Genomic DNA, 18,205 nt, shown 5'->3' with positions numbered 1-18,205 from the left:
CCCTATTTTTGTGAGTATTTGATGGCGATTTATAATCTCGGCTCTATTAATGCCGACTATGTTTACCAAGTCCCGCATTTGCCCGGACCTGGAGAAACCTTAGCGGCCAACCAAATGCATCGAGGGCTTGGTGGAAAAGGCGCAAACATGTCAGTTGCTGCGTCTCGTGCGGCTGCACTTGTGTCTCATATCGGGGCAGTTGGGACGGACGGATCCTGGGCGCGCCAACGGTTGCTTGAATACGGTGTAGACACGCGGCACATCGCTGTTTTGGATAAAGTTCCAACCGGACATGCGGTGATTAACGTCGATCAATCGGGTGAAAACGCGATTGTTCTATTGCCGGGTGCGAACTACGAAATAACTGAAAATGCGATTGGCAAAGCCCTGAGCGAAAGCGCACGTGGCGATACGCTTCTTATTCAGAACGAGACGAATAACCAACGATATGCTGCGCAGATGGGCAAGGATTTAGCGATGTATGTCGCTTATGCCGCCGCTCCATTTGAGGCCCAGGCGGTTGCTGATGTCATGCCTCTTCTGGATTTCTTGATCTTAAATGAAGTCGAAGCTCAGCAACTCGAAGCAGCAACAGGGCAATCGCCGGAACAGCTTCCAGTGGCCGATATTATCATCACCTTAGGCGCAAAAGGATGTCGTTGGATCAATACGGTGAAGCGCACCGTACAGGATTTCCCTGCTTTCGACGTTGAGGTCGTGGATACAACAGGTGCTGGCGATACATTTACGGGTTACGTCTTAGCAGCAAGAGACCGTGGGCTCCCTATGGAGCAAGCGATCAAACTTGCCATGCGCGCGGGCGCGTTGATGGTCACGCGCGCCGGTGCTGCTGATGCTATTCCCGACCTGAAAGAGGTGCAGTCAGCGCGGCTTTAACACGCTGACGATCTTTATATTTTCAAAAATACTCTGGTAGGCCAAACAAAGTTTTGACCTAGGGACAGGCCTCTTAGTACTTATCCGCAAAGGGTGCATCGCTGCCCCAAAGCTGTTTAACCCGTGCATCTCGGCCACAGGCTTTGCGGTAGCGCTGGTAGGCATCGGATTTCTTCTTAGGACCAAATCGCGTTAGTACAACTTTGGTCCCTTTGTAGTAATCTTGATGAGAGGCATCAGCTTTGAAAAACTTACCGGCCGCAAGTACAGGCGTCACGATAGTTTTCCCCAGGTCTTTCTGTGCTTTGGTTTTTGCGGCTTCCGCAGCGGCTTTTTGAGCGTCGTTCATATAGAAAACTGCGGTTCGGTAGCTGTCACCCCGATCGCAGAATTGGCCTCCAGCATCTGTCGGATCAACGGACCGAAAGAAGAGGTGTAAAAGCTTATCCCGGGAAACTTTGCTGTTATCAAACGTAATCTCAACAGCTTCATAATGGCCGGAACCGCCTTTGGTCACTTGCTTGTACGTCGGGTTAGCGGCAGTGCCACCCGTGAAGCCAGAGACAGCTTTTTTCACGCCCGGTACACTTTCAAAATCGCTTTCAACGCACCAGAAACACCCGCCTGCAACGACAAGTTTTTCTGTGCCTGCGTTGGCAGTGCTGCAACTTATCGCAGCGCCAACTGCAATCAAGCCACCGAGTAAAAGCATTTTTAGATTAATGGTTTGTTCCATGTCCTGTCCTCCAAGAGTTGAAAGCAGGTTGCACAAGGAATGTGGGCGGCTCAAGTCACGGGCGCGTTAGGTCACGCGTTGGTGATGACTTGAGAGATCGGATGAGGGGCTTTGCCCCTCTTGGCTAGCGCCAATTCACCCCAAGGTATTTGGATCAAGCAAAATCAAAAAGGCCCGCGCTATGGCGGGCCGTTCCGATTATTTTTTAGCGACGCGTTTGTTCCGCATTGCGATCAGTTTAAGACGTAGCGCGTTCAACTGAATGAAGCCTGCCGCATCGGTTTGATCATATGCGCCCATATCTTCTTCGAATGTTACGTGCTCTTCGGAGTAGAGGGAGTGATCAGACCAACGGCCCACTGTACGAACGTGACCTTTGTACAGTTTGACACGAACAGTACCGGTCACGTGGTCTTGGCTTGCGTCGATAGCTGCTTGCAGCATTTCACGCTCTGGCGAATACCAGTAGCCATTGTAGATCAGCTCTGCGTATTTAGGCATCAGCTCGTCTTTGAGGTGCATTGCGCCACGGTCCATTGTGATGGATTCGATGCCGCGGTGCGCCTCGAGCATGATTGTGCCGCCTGGTGTCTCGTAGATACCGCGGGATTTCATGCCAACGTAACGACCTTCGACAAGATCCAAGCGACCAATACCGTGCTTGCGGCCATATTCGTTTAGCTCAGTCAGGACAGTCGCAGGCGACATATCCACGCCATTGATGCTGACCGGGTCGCCTTTTTCAAAGCCGATTTCGATGAACTCTGGTGTATCTGGTGCCTCTTCAGGGCTCACAGTACGCTGGTACACATATTCTGGCGCATCAGTCGCTGGGTCTTCGAGGCTTTTGCCTTCGGAAGAGGTGTGCAGCAAGTTTGCATCAACAGAGAATGGCGCTTCGCCACGTTTATCTTTGGCGATAGGGATTTGGTGCTTTTCAGCGAATTCGATCAACTTGGTTCGGCTACCCAGATCCCATTCGCGCCAAGGTGCGATCACCTTGATGTCTGGGTTCAGAGCATAGGCTGCTAGTTCGAAGCGAACCTGATCGTTGCCTTTGCCAGTCGCGCCATGAGAAACCGCATCCGCGCCGTTGGCTTCTGCAATCTCGATCAAACGCTTGGAGATCAACGGGCGTGCAATGGACGTACCCAAGAGGTACAGGCCTTCGTAAACGGCATTGGCACGGAACATCGGGAAAACGAAATCACGCACGAACTCTTCGCGCAAATCTTCGATGTGAATGTTTTCAGGCTTGATGCCGAGCATCTCAGCTTTTTTACGGGCTGGCTCCAGCTCTTCACCTTGGCCGAGGTCAGCGGTAAAAGTGATCACTTCGCAGCCATACTCGGTCTGCAACCATTTCAGGATGATCGAGGTATCAAGGCCACCGGAGTAAGCCAGAACAACTTTTTTAGGCGCGGACATGTCATCTTTCCTTCAAACGGGCAACGATGGGCCGATACCGCCTTTTTTTGCTTAGGGCAAGCCGTGTGACCTATTGGACTTGTCTTTGCGGCCAAAAAATGAATTGTGGTCATATTCTTTAGGTTGAATCGTGCAGATAATTTGCTGAGTTTGGGCATATTTGCTCAGCAAACGAAGATGCCCCTGAACAATTGGCGTGGTGTGGATCGGTCTTGGCGTTCGCGAACGCAGCACCCATGACCTGACGATTCGAAATGGACACCGCTATAGCAGTCTTTGTTTGGTATTCTTTCGTATGCTTTGTCGTGCACTATTGCCTTAAGAGAGGGCTTGCGGCACTGACAATGTCATGACCCAATTCCAAGACCTTGCCCGCCGAGCCCAAACCGCGATGCGTGATGTATTTGATGCCACGCCGTTGCAGCGTAACGCGCATTTGTCGCTGCGTTATGGGGCAGAAGTATATCTAAAGCGCGAAGACTTAACGCCAGTACGGTCCTACAAATTACGCGGTGCCTTTAATGCAATGCGCAAGGTGCTTGCGAGTGATCCGTCTAAGGACGTGTTCGTTTGCGCGAGTGCGGGCAATCACGCGCAGGGTGTCGCCTTTATGTGCAAGCATTTTGGTGTGCGTGGAGTGATTTTCATGCCGGTGACGACCCCGCAGCAAAAGATTTTTAAGACCAAAGTCTTTGGTGGCGATGCCATCGACGTGCGTTTGGTTGGTGACTATTTTGATGACACATTGTCTGCGTCGCAGGAATATTGCGACGAAGTGGATGGCACATTTCTGTCGCCGTTTGATGATGAGGACGTGATTGAAGGTCAGGCCTCGGTTGCGGCAGAAATTGAGCGTCAGTTGGGGCGTGCCCCAGACCATGTGATTTTGCCTGTTGGCGGTGGTGGATTGGCGGCCGGTGTTTGCGGATATTTTGGTACACAAACACATTTCACGTTGGTGGAACCAAAGGGCGGCGCCAGTTTGAAAGCGGCCTTATCCGCGGGTAAGCCCGTTCGACTGCCTTCATTGGACGGTTTCGTGGATGGCGCGGCCGTTGCTCAGATTGGTTCAAAAACGTTTGTACGGCTTGCAAGTATTGACCCTAACGATGTGATCAGCGTTCCTGAGGACCGCATTTGCACAACGATGCTAGAGATGTTGAACGTTGAGGGCATTGTTCTAGAGCCTGCTGGTGCTTTGGCGGTTGATGCTTTGGCCGATGTGGCAGACCAGATCAAAGGCAAGACTGTTGTCTGTGTGACCTCGGGCGGAAACTTTGATTTTGAACGTTTGCCCGAAGTTAAAGAGCGCGCGCAGCGGTATTCTGGTGTTAAGAAATATTTCATTCTGCGTTTGCCGCAACGTCCCGGTGCATTGAAAGAATTCTTAGGCATCCTTGGCCCCGAGGATGACATTGCGCGGTTTGAGTACCTAAAGAAATCTGCGCGGAATTTCGGGTCGGTTTTGATTGGTATTGAAACCAAAAAGACAGAGAATTTTGAGGTTTTGTTTGCGCGATTGGATGCTGCGGGCATGGGGTACAGCGACATTACCAATGACGAAACTTTGGCGCAGTTTTTGATCTAAGCAGCGGAACGTGTTGCCAATCCTGCAAGAAAAGCAGCCCGGGATTTTGCGTAGCAATCCAGTATTTCGGCAACATCAATGCTATCTTGCTTACCGCGTGAGGCTACCAGTTCGCCGATTTGGCAGGCTTTGGAAAAATTGGTGAAGCCAAGATTTAACGCGCTGCCTTTGAGGAAATGAAGATCCGCCTCTAGCTCTGTTGAGGCTTCAAGACGAGATATGGCGTCGTCGACTTCTTCTAGGAAAATTTCAACGACCTCACCGAATTCGGCCTTGCCGATTTCATCGGTTAATTCATCTACGCGCGTCCAATTTATCATGGGGTCCTCCTTCCCTCACCTTAGGGCGCAGACCTTAATAGTTTCCGAACGAATTCATTACGTTTTGCCGTACTTCAATTTTTACGGGGCATTAAGAAACCTTGGATTATCTAGATAGGCCACAAGTGGCGAACCTTAGGAAATGAGGATGACTTGAACGCGCAAAAACGAGTCGACGAACTTCAGCCCGAAACAGGGGCAATTAAGTTGGTTCTATTGGTTGACGATAGCCGTCTACAGCGCCGCATTTTGTGCGCCTCTTTAGAACGTGCTGGTTACGAAGTGGTCGAAGCATCGTCAGGGCAAGAGGCTTTAGAGTTTTGCAAAACCCGTTCACCGGATTTGGTGTTATCCGATTGGATGATGCCAGGCATGGACGGATTGGAATTCTGCCAAGCCTTTCGCGAACTCTCGGCCGACCGATATGGGTATTTTATCTTGCTCACGTCGAAGAGTGAAAAAGACGAAGTGGTGAAGGGGTTAGAGTTAGGCGCAGATGATTTTCTGATTAAACCAATCAACGCGCAGGAGCTGCAGGCGCGTATATCAGCCGGTGAACGCATTTTGCGGATGCAACGCGAGCTGACTGAAAAGAACCGCGTCATCACGGAAACTCTTTTGGAATTACAGCGCGTACACGAGTTGTTAGATCGCGATCTGCTAGAGGCAAAGCGGTTGCAAGATTCGTTGATACCGGACCGTTTCCTGACTTTTGATAGCTGTACCGTCGCTATGATGCTGCATTCCAGTGGCCACGTAGGTGGTGATTTGGTGGGGCATTATCCAATTGATGAACGGCGCTTTGGCTTGTACGCGATTGATGTGTCCGGGCATGGGGTCAGTTCTGCATTAATGACAGCGCGTTTGGCTGGGTATCTGTCCGCGTCGGTGCCCGATCAGAATGTGGCGCTTCGGGCGCAATCAGATGGCACTTATGAACCTGTTCCACCGGCTCAGGTTATCGCGCAGCTGAACCAACATTTTTTGGATGAGATCGAGACAGAACATTACTTCACAATGATGCTTGCAGAGGTCGATCTTATTGAGGGTAGAATTATTCTGGCGCAGGCCGGGCATCCGCATCCGCTGGTTCAGCGCGCGGATGGGCGCGTTGAGCAAAAGGGAACGGGCGGGCTGCCTGTTGGGCTGGTTCCTGGCGCGCAGTACGAGCAGTTTGAGATACACCTCAATCCAGGTGACCGGTTGCTAATTTTGTCTGATGGGGCAACAGAATGCCCCGATCCCGAAGGGGAGTTGTTAGACGAAGACGGGCTCGAGAAGCTTGCCGTATTGCTCGTGAACAGTAGCGGTACAGAATATTTAGAGGCGCTGGTTTGGCATCTACAGGAGTTCGCGGGGGCAAAACGTTTTCCTGACGACATTTCAGGCGTGTTGTTGGAATTCAACCGTTCCTAAAAGCGGGCGCGCTGGGCAAAGTGGCGGTCACCGACATTCGCCAAAAGGCGAGTCGCTTGGTCGCGTGGCATCCAGATTGCGGTGTGACCATCCTCTAACGGCGGGCCAAAGCGGCGAACCGGACGGGCCACATAGATTGTGCAAATCTTGTCAGCCCACAGATCGTATTCTGGCATAAAGACAAACCGCCGAAATGCGCCCAGTCGTCGGGGTGATGCCATCGTCCAGCCGGTTTCCTCCATCACTTCGCGATGCAGCGCTGGAATAGGTGATTCACCCGGATCAATACCGCCACCCGGCAACTGAAATTCTGGTGCAATTCCAACATCTGATCGGTCTTCGCGGGTGACCAACATGTCGTCGCCCTGCAACAACACGACATAGGCTCCGGGGCGGCGGATATAGCGGCGTTCCGCTTCGGGTGGGGTTCCAAACCGTCTAATCATACGTTACTGGCCCTTTTCACACGTCTTGCCGCACCTATATAGCTGCGGTATGCCAAGATAAGGCTTGTAAGGAAACCCCATGACCCTCGGACAAAAAATTGCCTGGGACGACACTGTACTGCCGTTTCAGCTGGATAAATCGGATATTCGTGGTCGCGTTGCGCGCCTAGATGGCGTGTTGCACGGCATTCTAAAACAGCACGATTACCCTCCGGCGGTTGAGGCTCTCGTTGCCGAGATGGCGCTTTTAACCGCGCTGATCGGTCAAACAATTGAATTGCGCTGGAAGCTTTCGTTGCAAGTTCAAACCGATGGCCCTGTGCGTATGATCGCTACGGACTACTACGGACCAACCGAAAAGGGTGAACCCGCGCGTATCCGTGCCTATGCATCCTTTGACAAAGATCGGATTACTGACGAAGCGCCGTTTGACCAGCTTGGCAAAGGCTATTTCGCCGTGATGATCGACCAAGGTGAAGGCATGAAGCCATACCAAGGGATTTCAGCCCTTGCCGGTGGTTCAATAAGTGCAAGCGCCGAAGGGTATTTTGCGCAGTCCGAGCAATTGCCAACACGTTTCGCGCTTCGTATCGGGAAATCTATTGAGCCGGGCATTGGGGAACATTGGCGCGCAGGCGGCGTGATGTTGCAGCATATGCCAAAAGCGTCTCCATTTGCCTCGGGCGAAGGTGGTTCGGGCGAAGATGGCCTTTTGACCGCAAGTGATCTGTTGCAAGACGATGATGAAGAAAACTGGAACCGCGCCAATATTCTGCTGAGCTCTGTTGAAGAGATCGAGCTGATTGGCCCAACGGTCACGCCGGATCAATTGTTGGTTCGCCTGTTCCACGAAGAAGGTCCGCGCGTTTATGATGCGCAATCTGTCACGTTTGGATGCACTTGTTCCGAAGATCGCGTACGCCAAAGTCTGTCGATCTATTCTGCCAAAGACATTGAGACGATGACCAATGAAGACGGTCGTGTGACCGCAGACTGTCAGTTCTGCAGCTCGCACTATGATCTGGACCCAAAGACCGTTGGGTTTCAGGCAGAGAAATCAGCTGAATGATTGATCCGTTGGCGCCATTGTTAACCGCGCTGGGCCGTGAAACATCGGCGTCATCGGATTTTGATTTGAACCCGGATGTGGTTCTTCCGGAGGGGCGCACATTGCGCCCCGCTGGCGTTTTGATCCCGGTGCAAGTGCTAGACGGCGTGGCGCAGGTAATCTTGACCAAGCGCAGCTCGCATTTGAAACACCATCCCGGGCAAATTGCGTTTCCGGGTGGAAAACAGGATGAAAGCGACGCTGATGTTATCGCGGCTGCGTTACGAGAGGCGCGCGAAGAGATTGGCCTGCCGTCTGAAAACGTTCGTGTTTTAGGGGCGCTGCCAGCCCATGAGACAGTGACCAGCTTTACAATGACACCCGTTATTGGGTTGGTTGAACGGCCGTTTGAAATCATTCCTGAATTAAACGAGGTCGACGAAGTGTTTCATGTGCCATTAGCGCATGTGACAGACTTATCCCGTTTTTCGATCCAAGGCCGTCGTTGGCGTGGAGCAAGCCGTCATTACTACACGGTGCCGTTTGGTCCCTATTATATTTGGGGCGCTACAGCGCGTATTTTGCGTGGTTTGGCCGAAAGGATGTCTGCATGATTGTCTCAGGCGACTGGCTGACGCGCCCGTCGACGCAGGCGGTTTGTAAGATGTTAGAAGGTGGTGGCCACCAAGCGCTTTTGGTTGGTGGGTGTGTGCGGAATGCTCTGCTGGGTGTGCCGGTATCCGATATCGATATATCCAGCGATGCGCGCCCAGAGCGGGTCATGGCATTGGCAAAAGACGCAGGTCTAAAAGCCATTCCAACCGGTATAGACCACGGGACAATTACAGTTGTTGCAGATGGAATTCCGCACGAAATAACCACCTTTCGCAAGGATGTTGAAACTGACGGGCGCCGCGCAGTTGTTGCGTTTTCTGACACAGTTGAAGATGACGCCCATAGACGTGATTTCACGATGAATGCGCTTTATGTGCGGTCTGACGGGACATTGGTTGATCCGCTGGGTGGATTGGTTGACTTAAAGGCGCGACGTTTCCGGTTTATCGACGATGCGGGCCAACGCATTCGCGAAGACTACCTTCGCATCCTGCGTTATTTCCGGTTTCACGCTTGGTATGGTGACCCCGATGCGGGCATCGACGCCGATGCACTCTCCGCGATTGCTGAGAATGCTGATGGTCTTACACGCCTTTCCAAAGAACGTGTTGGCAGCGAAATGCTAAAGCTCTTGGCCGCGCCCAATCCCGCCCCCTCCATTGCCGCAATGCGCCAATGTGGTGCGTTGTTTCCTGTTTTAAATGGGGCAGATGACCGCGCTTTGGCGCCTTTGGTGCACTTAGAAGAACAGCTTGGACAAGCACCAAACGCGTTACGTCGTTTGGCGGCGCTGGGCGGTGCTAACGTGAGTGAAGCCTTGCGGTTGTCTAAAAAACAGGCGGTCGATTTTCAGGTTCTGCGCGATGAAATTGGGGCAACAACGCCACCAGACGAATTGGGGTACCGACTAGGGGCCGAACGTGCGGTCTCTGTCGTGTTGTTGCGGGCAGCAATGCTTGAGATGCCCCTGAATGCAACGGACGCTACGGCGGCAATTGCAGGTGCTGCGGCCCAATTCCCGGTCACTGCAAAGGACCTGATTGATCAATTTCAGGGCCCGGCGCTTGGTACAAAATTGAAAGCGCTTGAGGCAGCATGGATCGCATCGCATTTCGAACTGACAAAAGAGCAGCTTTTGGCACTGTAATCGCTTAGTTAGAGACGTTTTAATTACAATCCCTTCCTGTGCAGGTGCGATTTCGAAGGACGAGCCACCCTATTTGGGCGAAGCGATAAGCGACCTAGGCTACGGGAATAGGCAGCGATCTAAGGTAAATAGCAGGGAAAACCGTAATTGCTTTCCCATATAGGCCGACTACTATCGCGCAGGCGGACTAGTATTCTGGTGGTAGATCAGCGCGTAATCTCGAATTAGGCGGCTCGTGCGTTTGGTTTTCGCAACGAAGATCTAGCGATTTTTTGGCACGGAGGCTGCCGAGTGACATTTGAAACGATTTTCCGCTGGATAGGCATCACACGATTTAACCAACGGGTTGATCCGTTTAAGCCAATAGAGAGCGCACCGCCGAATAAGCTTTGGCCATTTATCCTATGGTGTCTCAAGGGCAGCTATTCGATGTTGATCATCGGGGTTTTAGCATCGTGTCTTGCGGGCACATTGGATGTTGCGGCTGCCTTTATTCTTGGCCGGATTATTGATGTTTTGGCGACGGCAGATGCAGATACCGTGTTTGCGGATAATGCGTTTCTACTTGTCGGCGGCGTCTTGTTTTTTCTTGTCGCGCGACCTTTGCTGTTTTCGGTCGGTTCAACTGTTCAAAGCCTTATCTTAGGGCCAAATCTCTTTCCTCAGATTAACTCTCGATTACACCGCTGGACACTTGGTCAATCGGTTAGCTTTTTTGATAATGATTTTGCGGGTCGCATTGCGCAAAAGCAGATGCAGACGGCGAGCGCATTAACAGATGTTGTTCTAGATTTTATCAACACAGTTGTATTTGCCGTTATTTCCGCCGTAGCCGCGATGCTGATACTCGCAGCCGTCGATTGGCGGGTTAGCCTGATCTTGCTGTTTTGGATATGCCTGTACTTCCCGCTGTTTCGCTACTTTATGCCCAAAATTCGAAAGTACGCAAAAATGCGCGCGGGTGCGCGGGCAACGGTAACGGGACAAATCGTCGATACCGTCACAAATATGCGAACGGTTAAGTTATTTGCACATAGCGCCCATGAGGACCAAGCCGCGACAGAGGCTCTGCGGTCCTTGCGCTCTGCGGCGCTTGAATTTGGCTATGTTTCCGTAAGTTTTAGGGGGATCTTATTGATTGTTGCGGGGCTGTTGCCAGTGCTGCTGATTGGAACCACGGTATACTTTTGGTCCATTGGCTCTGCCACGATTGGTCAATTGACAAGTGTCGGTGCGATTGCGCTACGCCTGAGCCAGATGATCAACTGGGTGTCGTTCACCGTCATGGGAATCTATGCGAAAATTGGTGAGGTCGAGGATGGGATGAACACCTTAACCAAGTCTCATGTTCTTGTGGATGCACCGGATGCGCAGGTTCTGCCGCGCCCATTGGGTGATATTAAATTTGATGATGTCACGTTTTCTTATGGCCGCGTGGGTGGAGGAATTTCTAATCTAACGGTCTCGATTGCGGCTGGTGAGCGGGTTGGGGTGGTTGGTGCATCCGGGGCTGGTAAGTCTACATTAGTCTCAACGCTTTTGCGCCTGTATGAGCCAGAACAGGGTCGTATCTTGGTTGACGGCTATGACATCGGCAAAGTCACGCAGGAAAGCTTGCGCAGCATGATTTCTATGGTCACGCAAGACACAGCCATGTTTAACAGATCAGCTTTGGATAACATTCGATATGGCAGACCTGATGCGCCCGAGGCTGACGTTGTCCAAGCACTTAAGCAGGCAAGGGCTTATGACTTCGTGTTAGGGCTACGTGACTTACAGGGGCGGGAAGGGCTTGACGCGCATCTCGGGGAAAAGGGCGTGAAGCTCTCTGGCGGGCAACGGCAACGCATAGCCCTAGCGCGTGCCATTCTGAAAGACGCGCCAATTCTTGTTTTGGATGAGGCGACAAGTGCGCTGGACAGCGAAGTTGAGGCGGAAATTCAGGCTGCGCTCACACAGGTTATGCAAGGGAAAACCGTTATCGCAATTGCGCACCGCTTGTCGACCATCGCGCAAATGGATCGTATCTTGGTGATGGAGGCTGGCAATATCATTGAGCAAGGCACGCACCAAGAATTGCTTGAGCAAAACGGTCGCTATGCACGATTCTGGAACCATCAATCCGGTGGCTTTGATAGTGTCGAAGCTGCCGAATAAGGCCGTAGGGGTTTTCAGTTCCATCTAAGCGGGGTAAGGCCCGTTGCATGACAGAACATACAATCATCCGACTTGGACATCAGGGCGACGGCATCGCCGATGGCCCCGTTTTTGTACCGCTAGCCTTGCCGGGCGAAGTGGTCACCGGCACACTCGATGGCACTAAGCTGCAAGATATGCGGGTTGTGACCCCGTCCGAGAACCGGGTGAAAGCGCCATGTCGCCATTACAAAGCTTGTGGCGGTTGCAGTTTGCAGCATGCCAGCGATGCCTTTGTCGCGGACTGGAAAGTAGATATTGTACGCCATGCGCTGTCTGCTCAAGGGATCGAAGCTGATTTTCGACCTATTGAAACGTCGCCTGCGAATAGTCGCCGTCGTGCGGTGATTTCTGCACGCCGCACCAAAAAGGGGGCGATGGCAGGATTCCATATGCGTGCCAGCGATGTGCTGACAGAGATTCCTGACTGCCAATTACTTCACCCAGATCTAAAGCCCGCGCTGGGTATTGCCGAGGCGCTCGCGATCATGGGCGCGTCGCGCAAAGGTGAGATTTCGGTCACAGCCACGCTCGCCCCTGAAGGGCTAGATATTTCTGTTTCAGGCGGGAAACCCCTTGATGGCCCATTTGAAGCCGAGCTTGGGATTGAGGCGCAAAAACTTGGTGTTGCACGGCTAACTTGGGATGGCGAAGTCCTTGCGACTCGGATACCGCCTTGGCAACCTTTTGGCGCGGCAAAAGTCACGCCTCCACCCGGTGCGTTTCTACAGGCCACACGCGAGGGCGAAGATGCGCTTTTGCGGGCAGTTCAAGAAATTGTTGGCGATGCTTCTAAAGTCGCGGATTTGTTTGCGGGTTGCGGCACCTTTTCCCTACCTCTGGCTGAGAACGCCGAGGTTCACGCCGTCGAAGGTGAAGGCGCTATGTTGTCAGCGCTTGATCAAGGCTGGCGCATGGCTAAAGGGCTAAAGCGCGTCACAACAGAAACACGCGATTTGTTTCGTAATCCGTTTATCGCGGGTGATCTGAAATACGATGCAATCGTGATTGATCCACCGCGTGCCGGTGCAGAGGCGCAGTGCCGTGAAATCGCAAAGTCCAAAGTAACCACGGTTGCCTTCGTCTCTTGTAACCCAGTGACGTTTGCACGGGATGCGGCGATTTTGATCGAAGGTGGTTATAAACTAGATTGGGTGCAGGTCGTCGATCAGTTCCGCTGGTCTAGCCATATTGAAGTCGTTGGTCGATTCGTACGCGCCTAGCCTCACATTGCCGTGAAGGGCGAATGCCCTCTGGGCGCAACAGGCGGGCCGTGGTAAATTGGCACTGAGCAGTCAACGAGAATAGTAATGCGTATAATTGTACTTTTTTTGGTAGCCCTTGTGGGGTTGTCCGCCTGTAGCGACAGTAAATTCGAAACCTATCGCGGGCCAGAGGTCACGCGCGTTCTTGTCTATAAAGAACAGCGCAAGATGTATCTGATGCACGGCACTAAGGCGTTAAAGCAATATGATGTCGGTCTTGGCTTTGGCCCAGTTGGCCACAAAGTTCGCGAAGGCGATGGCCGCACGCCAGAGGGCGAATACACGATTGATCGCCGCAATCCGAATAGTCAGTTTCACTTATCAATCGGCATCTCCTATCCGAATGCCGCGGATCGGGCCTATGCCGCAAGCAAGGGTTTTAGCCCCGGTGGCGACATCTTCATTCACGGTCGCCCTTCCAAATACAATAACGGCGGCCGAGATTGGACCGCCGGTTGTATTGCTGTGACAAACAAAGAAGTGCAGGAAATCTATGCGATGGTGAAAAACGGCACGCCCATCACCATCTACAAATAAGATTTACTGAGCAAAGGCGACCAGTTCTGGGGCGCCGACAACACCTGCGGGTGCGCCCATAACCAGCGTCCACCAGATTTTACCGTTGCTTTCCTGATGCCAAGCAAAGCCCATGTGGCGCGCAGTGTTATCTAGGATAACCTGACGTGATCCGGTTTCTTCCATCCAAGCACCAAGCGTTTGAAGCTCGGTTTCGTAGGTTTCAGAAATCGCCTCGCCGACCAATGTGCCTGTATAACCTGCACGTGCTACACGCTGAATAGGCGACGACCCGTCAGAGCCAAAATGCCAAGGGCGGTTCTGGATAGACATGTCACGCGCATGTGTAGCGGCTGCCGCAACCAGCTTGGCGTCAAGTTCAACGGCTGGAATGCCGGATGCCGAACGTAGCGCATTAACAGAATCAAGCATGCGAAATTGGATTTTAGATGTGTCGTTCGCCCTGATTCGATAGAGGCGCGGCAGTGGTTTGCCATCTGCACCCAAAGTGGTGGGGCCCGTTCCGGATGTGGTACACGCTGACAAAGTCAACAAAACCGCTAGAAAAGCTGCTATTAGACGCATTATTCGTTCTTCCGCCTGAGGATTATTCGCTATTTAAGGGTCTAGCGGCTGAGGCGTTGCGTTGAAAGCCCACATTCCTGTGACATAGGCCAAATGACGCTTGTTTGATTTGCGACTGCGTCTTTCAGGCCATAAAATCACCCAAATTGCGCAAATCGCAGAGGCAAAAATATGAGTGAATTCCGTAAAACCGGCTTGGGCCGCCGCGCCTTTATGGCGAGCGGCGCTGCTTTCTTAAGTACGCCGGCGCTGGCGCAGGATGTAAATGATGCTGCCACAACAGAAGTCGAGCGCGACATTAACGAAGTTGTGCGCCGCAATACATCAAGCTTTCGTTCAATGCGTTGGGAGCCTTATTTCGACAATTTGAAAAAGGGTGCGATCCTCGTCGATATCACCAGCCGTGCACTTCATTACTGGAGTGAAGAGGGCGACTATAAGCTTTACCCGTCCTCAGTGCCGCTGACCGAAGACCTAACGCGCCGTGGTCGTACTAAGATCGTGCGCAAAGTTGTTGGCCCGAGCTGGCGCCCAACACCTTCGATGTTAAAGCGTAACCCAGAGTGGCCTGCGTTTGTTGGCCCGGGCCCTGACAACCCCTTGGGAACCCACGCGCTTTATCTAAGTTGGACGTATTACCGAATCCATGGCACGCATGATACGCGTAAAATCGGCCGTCGCTCATCCAACGGTTGCATCGGCTTGTACAACGAACATATCGCTGAGCTATTTGAAGTAGCGGAAGTTGGCACACAAGTGTTGCTAATTTGACGACATTTTGGCACTGACGCCAAATTGATCGCGTGTTTGGGTTTGCAAATCTAAGTGATTGCTGTTTACACCTGTTACACGAGGTAAGTCTTGGGTGCTTGCGTTGCCAATTCTTGTGGCGCAGGCTAATTCTTGGAGAATACTATGAAAAAAATCGTTCTTGCAGCTGCTTTGACTGCTGCCGCATCTACTGCTTTTGCTGGTTCCATGGCGGATCCAATCATTGAAGCACCAGTTGTTATGGAAGAAGCAGCGTCTTCTTCTTCTAACTTCATCGTTCCTCTGCTGCTGATCGCAGTAGTTGCAGCGGCTGTTGCTGACTAAGCTTCTCCCGTAGCGGAACTTTCGCTACAGGAAACAAAAGGGTGTCGCTTTCGCGGCACCCTTTTTCGTTTCCAAGTTGTGCCTTTCGGCTTAGTCTAGCCAGCCCTGTAGGTTTTCTGCTGCGACTTGTGCCAAGGCTTTGATGTGATCCTCCTGATCGTTCAGGCAGGGAATATAAAGAAACTCTTCACCACCGGCGTGCTCAAAGCTTTCTTTAATCTCTTCGTTGATCTCTTCTAGTGTCTCAATGCAATCTGCTGAAAAGGCTGGGGCTATAACAGCAATGCTCTTTTTGCCACCTTCTGCCAAACGCGCAACTTCTTCGACGGTATAAGGCTGTAACCAGTCCTCTGGGCCGAATTTGGATTGGAAGGTTGTAACAATATCTGTGTCTTGCCAGCCTAACCGCTCTTTCAACAAGCGCGTCGTTTTCTGGCATTGGCAGTGATAGGGATCGCCTTGCATCAAATAGCGTAGTGGCATGCCGTGATAGCTGACGACCAGGATGTCAGGTTTAGTGGCGGCCTCTGCATAGGCTTTTTCAACGGATGTAGCCAAAGCTTCGACATAGGCTGGATGATCAAAGTAGGGTTCGATTGTGCGCGCCGCAGGCTGCCAGGTTTCTTTCATCAATGCGCGAAAGAACTCGTCATTTGCGGTGGCTGATGTCGCGCCCGCATATTGTGGGTAAAGCGGGAAAAACAGGATGCGTTCACAGCCCGCAGCAACCATTTCACGAACTTTGGATTTCGTTGATGGATTGCCATAGCGCATACAGAAATCCACCATGACTTGATCACCAAACCGTTCCACCATCACATCGCGAAACTTGGCGGCTTGATCCTTTGTAATCGTCATTAACGGGCTTTCGCCTTTGTCGTGGTTCCAAATAGATTCGTATGCCTTGCCTGAGCTAAATGGCCGTTTGGTTAAAATGATCGCCTGAAGAAGCGGCTGCCATTTCCAAGATGGATAGTCGATGACGCGTTTGTCCGACAAAAATTCATTCAGGTACCGACGCATTGGCCAATAGGAATAGTCATCTGGCGTGCCGAGGTTGGCCAACAGGATTCCAGTTTTACCGCGGGCAACAGCCGGGTGATCTGAGGCTGCGTTTTCTGGGCGGGCGGTTTGATTTGGGGCGTCCAGCATCGGTTATCCTGTGTTTGGTTTCTTCTGAGATAGCGCGTAGGGACGAGCGGTCAATTGGCAATGGCGTGAAAGTGGAAAATTGTGTCAGTCAGTAGGGGCTTTGCCCCTCTTGGCTTTCAGCCAATTCACCCCAGAGTATTTGGAGAAAGGTGAAGAGGCTATGGTTTGAGCTTTGTCTCATCTGTACCGAGAACATCAGCCAAACGATGCGCTGCTGAGCCGGGGCGCAGTGGTTTTGGCTGGCTTTCATCAGGTGCCCAGCCTGTCATAAAGATCATTTCAAACGTAGCGCCGATACGATCTTCTTGGGCAAATGTTTCTGCATAAATTTCGCAAGCTTTCATGAGGACGCTTCGGTTCATGAATTTACGCTGCCGGGCGTGTAGGGCATTTCCCTCGCCCATGATCCTAAGATCGCGCATCAGATGCAGTGCGCTTTTGTAGGTGACATTTAACGGAACACTATCAGCGACAGGCAAGGCAAAGCCCGCGCGTTGCAGCAGCGCGCCAAGGTCACGAATTTCAGCCATCGGAAGGATGCGGGGGGAAAGCCCACCTGTGAGTTCGCTTTCGGCTTGAGCGAGTGACGCGCGCAATTCGTGTAGGGTTTGCCCGCCGAAGCTTGCGGTGATCAGGAGACCATCATTTTGCAGCGCATGACGGCATTGGATCAACTGCCCGACCGGATCATTGGCCCAGTGTAGGGATAGGGCGTGGATCACAAGATCATGCGCGCCGGGCGTCAAGTTCAGGACGTCGTCATCGGACACGATTGTGGCATTCGGAATGCGATCTTTCCAAACTTCGGGGAAGGCTGTCACAATGGCTGGCTTTGTGAACTCTCTATTAACGATGCTTAGGCGATCTTGGATGTCATCTGCCGCGGCATCTTGCAGGAAAAGTCCTTTGGTCCGATCCGCACGTTTGCGGTTGGACAAAAGAGTTTTGCGATCAGTTAAAAGGGGCGCGTTTTGCATGAGGCGGACCATAAGACCAAGCTGAGCGGAGTTCAAACCGCCTTGCGCTTGATTTACCCGCCGCGCTGCGTCGGGTGTGGTGATTTTGTCGAAAGCGACTTTGGTCTGTGTGGGCCATGTTGGCGCGACACGCCATTCATTGGGGGAACGGTGTGCGATGCTTGTGGAGCACCACTGATTGGCGAAAATGATGTTGGTGCGGCGCATTGTGATGACTGTATGGTCAGCACCCGACCTTGGGCCCAAGGGCGCGCTGCGTTGTTATATCAGGGGAATGCACGCCGCATGGTGCTGCAGTTGAAGCATGCGGATCGGCATGATGTTCTGCGGCCAGCGCACATTTGGATGGCCAAAGCAGCTCAGCCCTTGGTGCGCCCGAATATGCTGGTCGCGCCTATCCCGTTGCATTGGACGCGGTTTGTGCGGCGTCGTTACAATCAGTCTGCCTTGTTGGCGCAAGGTTTGGCCAAACTGCTGGGTCTTTCGTACTGCCCAGATCTATTGCTGCGCACCAAGCCGACAAAGCCCTTGGATGGTTGTGGACGCGAAGAGCGGTTTGATCGGCTCAGAAATGTCATTGCACCACATCCACGGCAGATGTCCAAAGCGGCAGGACGACCCGTGCTATTGGTGGATGATGTTATGACATCTGGGGCGACATTTTCAGCAGCGACACATGCCTGCATTCGGTCAAAGGCCAGTGACGTTTATGTCATCGCTCTAGCGCGCGTTGCAAATCGTCCCTAAATCGCGCAAGACTCATTGCGATTTATAGGAA

General features: G+C 52.3%; 19 protein-coding genes. 12 read left to right on the top strand and 7 right to left on the bottom strand.

All coding sequences use genetic code 11. The annotated features are described in order from the left end of the window. Positions 1–21: 21 nt before the first annotated feature. On the top strand, positions 22–897 hold the full coding sequence (locus tag Q4544_RS09050) for a ribokinase (RefSeq protein WP_303505522.1): 876 nt from the start codon (positions 22–24) through the stop codon (positions 895–897). A gap of 73 nt (positions 898–970) precedes the next feature. Here Q4544_RS09050 and msrA read toward each other — a convergent pair whose 3' ends face one another. Then, entirely contained in the window at positions 971–1,633 is a 663-nt protein-coding gene (gene msrA, locus Q4544_RS09045) for a peptide-methionine (S)-S-oxide reductase MsrA (RefSeq protein ID WP_407063036.1), read from the bottom strand. 198 nt (positions 1,634–1,831) lie between these two features. Further along, on the bottom strand, positions 1,832–3,061 hold the full coding sequence (locus Q4544_RS09040) for an argininosuccinate synthase (RefSeq protein ID WP_303505521.1): 1,230 nt from the start codon (positions 3,059–3,061) through the stop codon (positions 1,832–1,834). A 349-nt stretch (positions 3,062–3,410) separates the two neighbouring features. On the opposite strand from Q4544_RS09040, the gene ilvA reads away from it, so the two are divergent. After that, positions 3,411–4,649, top strand: coding sequence for a threonine ammonia-lyase IlvA (gene ilvA / locus Q4544_RS09035; RefSeq protein ID WP_303505519.1), 1,239 nt, complete (start codon positions 3,411–3,413; stop codon positions 4,647–4,649). Here the strand turns inward: ilvA and Q4544_RS09030 are convergent. Further along, positions 4,646–4,969: an Hpt domain-containing protein gene (locus Q4544_RS09030; protein ID WP_303505517.1), complete on the bottom strand. Its 324-nt coding sequence runs from the start codon at positions 4,967–4,969 to the stop codon at positions 4,646–4,648. The genes ilvA and Q4544_RS09030 overlap by 4 nt on opposite strands. Before the next feature lie 153 nt (positions 4,970–5,122). Here Q4544_RS09030 and Q4544_RS09025 point away from each other — a divergent pair, with 153 nt between their 5' ends. Next, positions 5,123–6,385 (top strand): PP2C family protein-serine/threonine phosphatase, encoded by a 1,263-nt coding sequence (locus Q4544_RS09025; protein ID WP_303505515.1) that lies wholly within the window; start codon positions 5,123–5,125, stop codon positions 6,383–6,385. Here Q4544_RS09025 and Q4544_RS09020 read toward each other — a convergent pair. Beyond that, complete coding sequence (locus Q4544_RS09020; protein WP_303505514.1) at positions 6,382–6,831, bottom strand: NUDIX hydrolase; 450 nt, start codon at positions 6,829–6,831, stop codon at positions 6,382–6,384. The two genes, Q4544_RS09025 and Q4544_RS09020, sit on opposite strands and share 4 nt — an antisense overlap. 79 nt (positions 6,832–6,910) lie before the next feature. On the opposite strand from Q4544_RS09020, the gene Q4544_RS09015 reads away from it, so the two are divergent. From Q4544_RS09015 to Q4544_RS08990, 6 genes are all read left to right on the top strand, one after another. After that, positions 6,911–7,900 carry an Hsp33 family molecular chaperone HslO gene (locus Q4544_RS09015; RefSeq protein ID WP_303505512.1) on the top strand — a complete coding sequence of 330 codons (990 nt, stop codon included), beginning with the start codon at positions 6,911–6,913 and terminating at the stop codon, positions 7,898–7,900. Beyond that, a complete protein-coding gene (locus tag Q4544_RS09010; protein ID WP_303505510.1) occupies positions 7,897–8,493 on the top strand; it encodes a CoA pyrophosphatase in 597 nt (198 codons plus the stop codon). The genes Q4544_RS09015 and Q4544_RS09010 overlap by 4 nt, the downstream gene beginning before the upstream one ends. Continuing rightward, the gene (locus tag Q4544_RS09005) at positions 8,490–9,641 is read left to right on the top strand and encodes a CCA tRNA nucleotidyltransferase (RefSeq protein ID WP_303505508.1); all 1,152 of its coding nucleotides are present in this window, start codon (positions 8,490–8,492) and stop codon (positions 9,639–9,641) included. The genes Q4544_RS09010 and Q4544_RS09005 overlap by 4 nt, the downstream gene beginning before the upstream one ends. Positions 9,642–9,932: 291 nt before the next feature. Next, positions 9,933–11,798 (top strand): ABC transporter ATP-binding protein, encoded by a 1,866-nt coding sequence (locus Q4544_RS09000; RefSeq protein ID WP_303505506.1) that lies wholly within the window; start codon positions 9,933–9,935, stop codon positions 11,796–11,798. A 47-nt stretch (positions 11,799–11,845) separates the two neighbouring features. Further along, positions 11,846–13,060, top strand: coding sequence for a class I SAM-dependent RNA methyltransferase (locus Q4544_RS08995; protein WP_303505504.1), 1,215 nt, complete (start codon positions 11,846–11,848; stop codon positions 13,058–13,060). Positions 13,061–13,147: 87 nt separating this feature from the next. Beyond that, positions 13,148–13,639: a murein L,D-transpeptidase family protein gene (locus Q4544_RS08990; protein ID WP_303505502.1), complete on the top strand. Its 492-nt coding sequence runs from the start codon at positions 13,148–13,150 to the stop codon at positions 13,637–13,639. A 3-nt stretch (positions 13,640–13,642) separates the two neighbouring features. Here the strand turns inward: Q4544_RS08990 and Q4544_RS08985 are convergent, their stop codons facing one another. Beyond that, the gene (locus Q4544_RS08985; RefSeq protein ID WP_407063038.1) at positions 13,643–14,206 is read right to left on the bottom strand and encodes a CAP domain-containing protein; all 564 of its coding nucleotides are present in this window, start codon (positions 14,204–14,206) and stop codon (positions 13,643–13,645) included. Between the two features lie 168 nt (positions 14,207–14,374). Here Q4544_RS08985 and Q4544_RS08980 point away from each other — a divergent pair, with 168 nt between their 5' ends. Beyond that, complete coding sequence (locus Q4544_RS08980) at positions 14,375–14,974, top strand: L,D-transpeptidase (protein ID WP_303505498.1); 600 nt, start codon at positions 14,375–14,377, stop codon at positions 14,972–14,974. 144 nt (positions 14,975–15,118) lie between these two features. Next, entirely contained in the window at positions 15,119–15,298 is a 180-nt protein-coding gene (locus tag Q4544_RS08975; RefSeq protein WP_303505497.1) for a hypothetical protein, read from the top strand. A gap of 90 nt (positions 15,299–15,388) precedes the next feature. Here Q4544_RS08975 and hemH read toward each other — a convergent pair whose 3' ends face one another. Together hemH and Q4544_RS08965 are read right to left on the bottom strand one after the other, a co-directional pair. After that, positions 15,389–16,450: a ferrochelatase gene (gene hemH, locus Q4544_RS08970; protein ID WP_303505495.1), complete on the bottom strand. Its 1,062-nt coding sequence runs from the start codon at positions 16,448–16,450 to the stop codon at positions 15,389–15,391. Between the two features lie 158 nt (positions 16,451–16,608). Then, positions 16,609–17,427, bottom strand: a complete 819-nt coding sequence (locus tag Q4544_RS08965) for an SAM-dependent methyltransferase (RefSeq protein ID WP_303505493.1) — start codon at positions 17,425–17,427, stop codon at positions 16,609–16,611. Here Q4544_RS08965 and Q4544_RS08960 point away from each other — a divergent pair. Further along, the gene (locus Q4544_RS08960; RefSeq protein ID WP_303505492.1) at positions 17,422–18,174 is read left to right on the top strand and encodes a ComF family protein; all 753 of its coding nucleotides are present in this window, start codon (positions 17,422–17,424) and stop codon (positions 18,172–18,174) included. The genes Q4544_RS08965 and Q4544_RS08960 overlap by 6 nt on opposite strands. The last annotated feature ends 31 nt before the right edge of the window (positions 18,175–18,205 follow it).

Source organism: Cognatishimia sp. 1_MG-2023, assembly GCF_030548175.1.
In the GTDB taxonomy this organism is placed as follows: Bacteria; Pseudomonadota; Alphaproteobacteria; order Rhodobacterales; family Rhodobacteraceae; genus Cognatishimia.
Note: the sequence above shows the minus strand (reverse complement) of the source record. Positions and strands in the feature narration are given on the sequence as shown.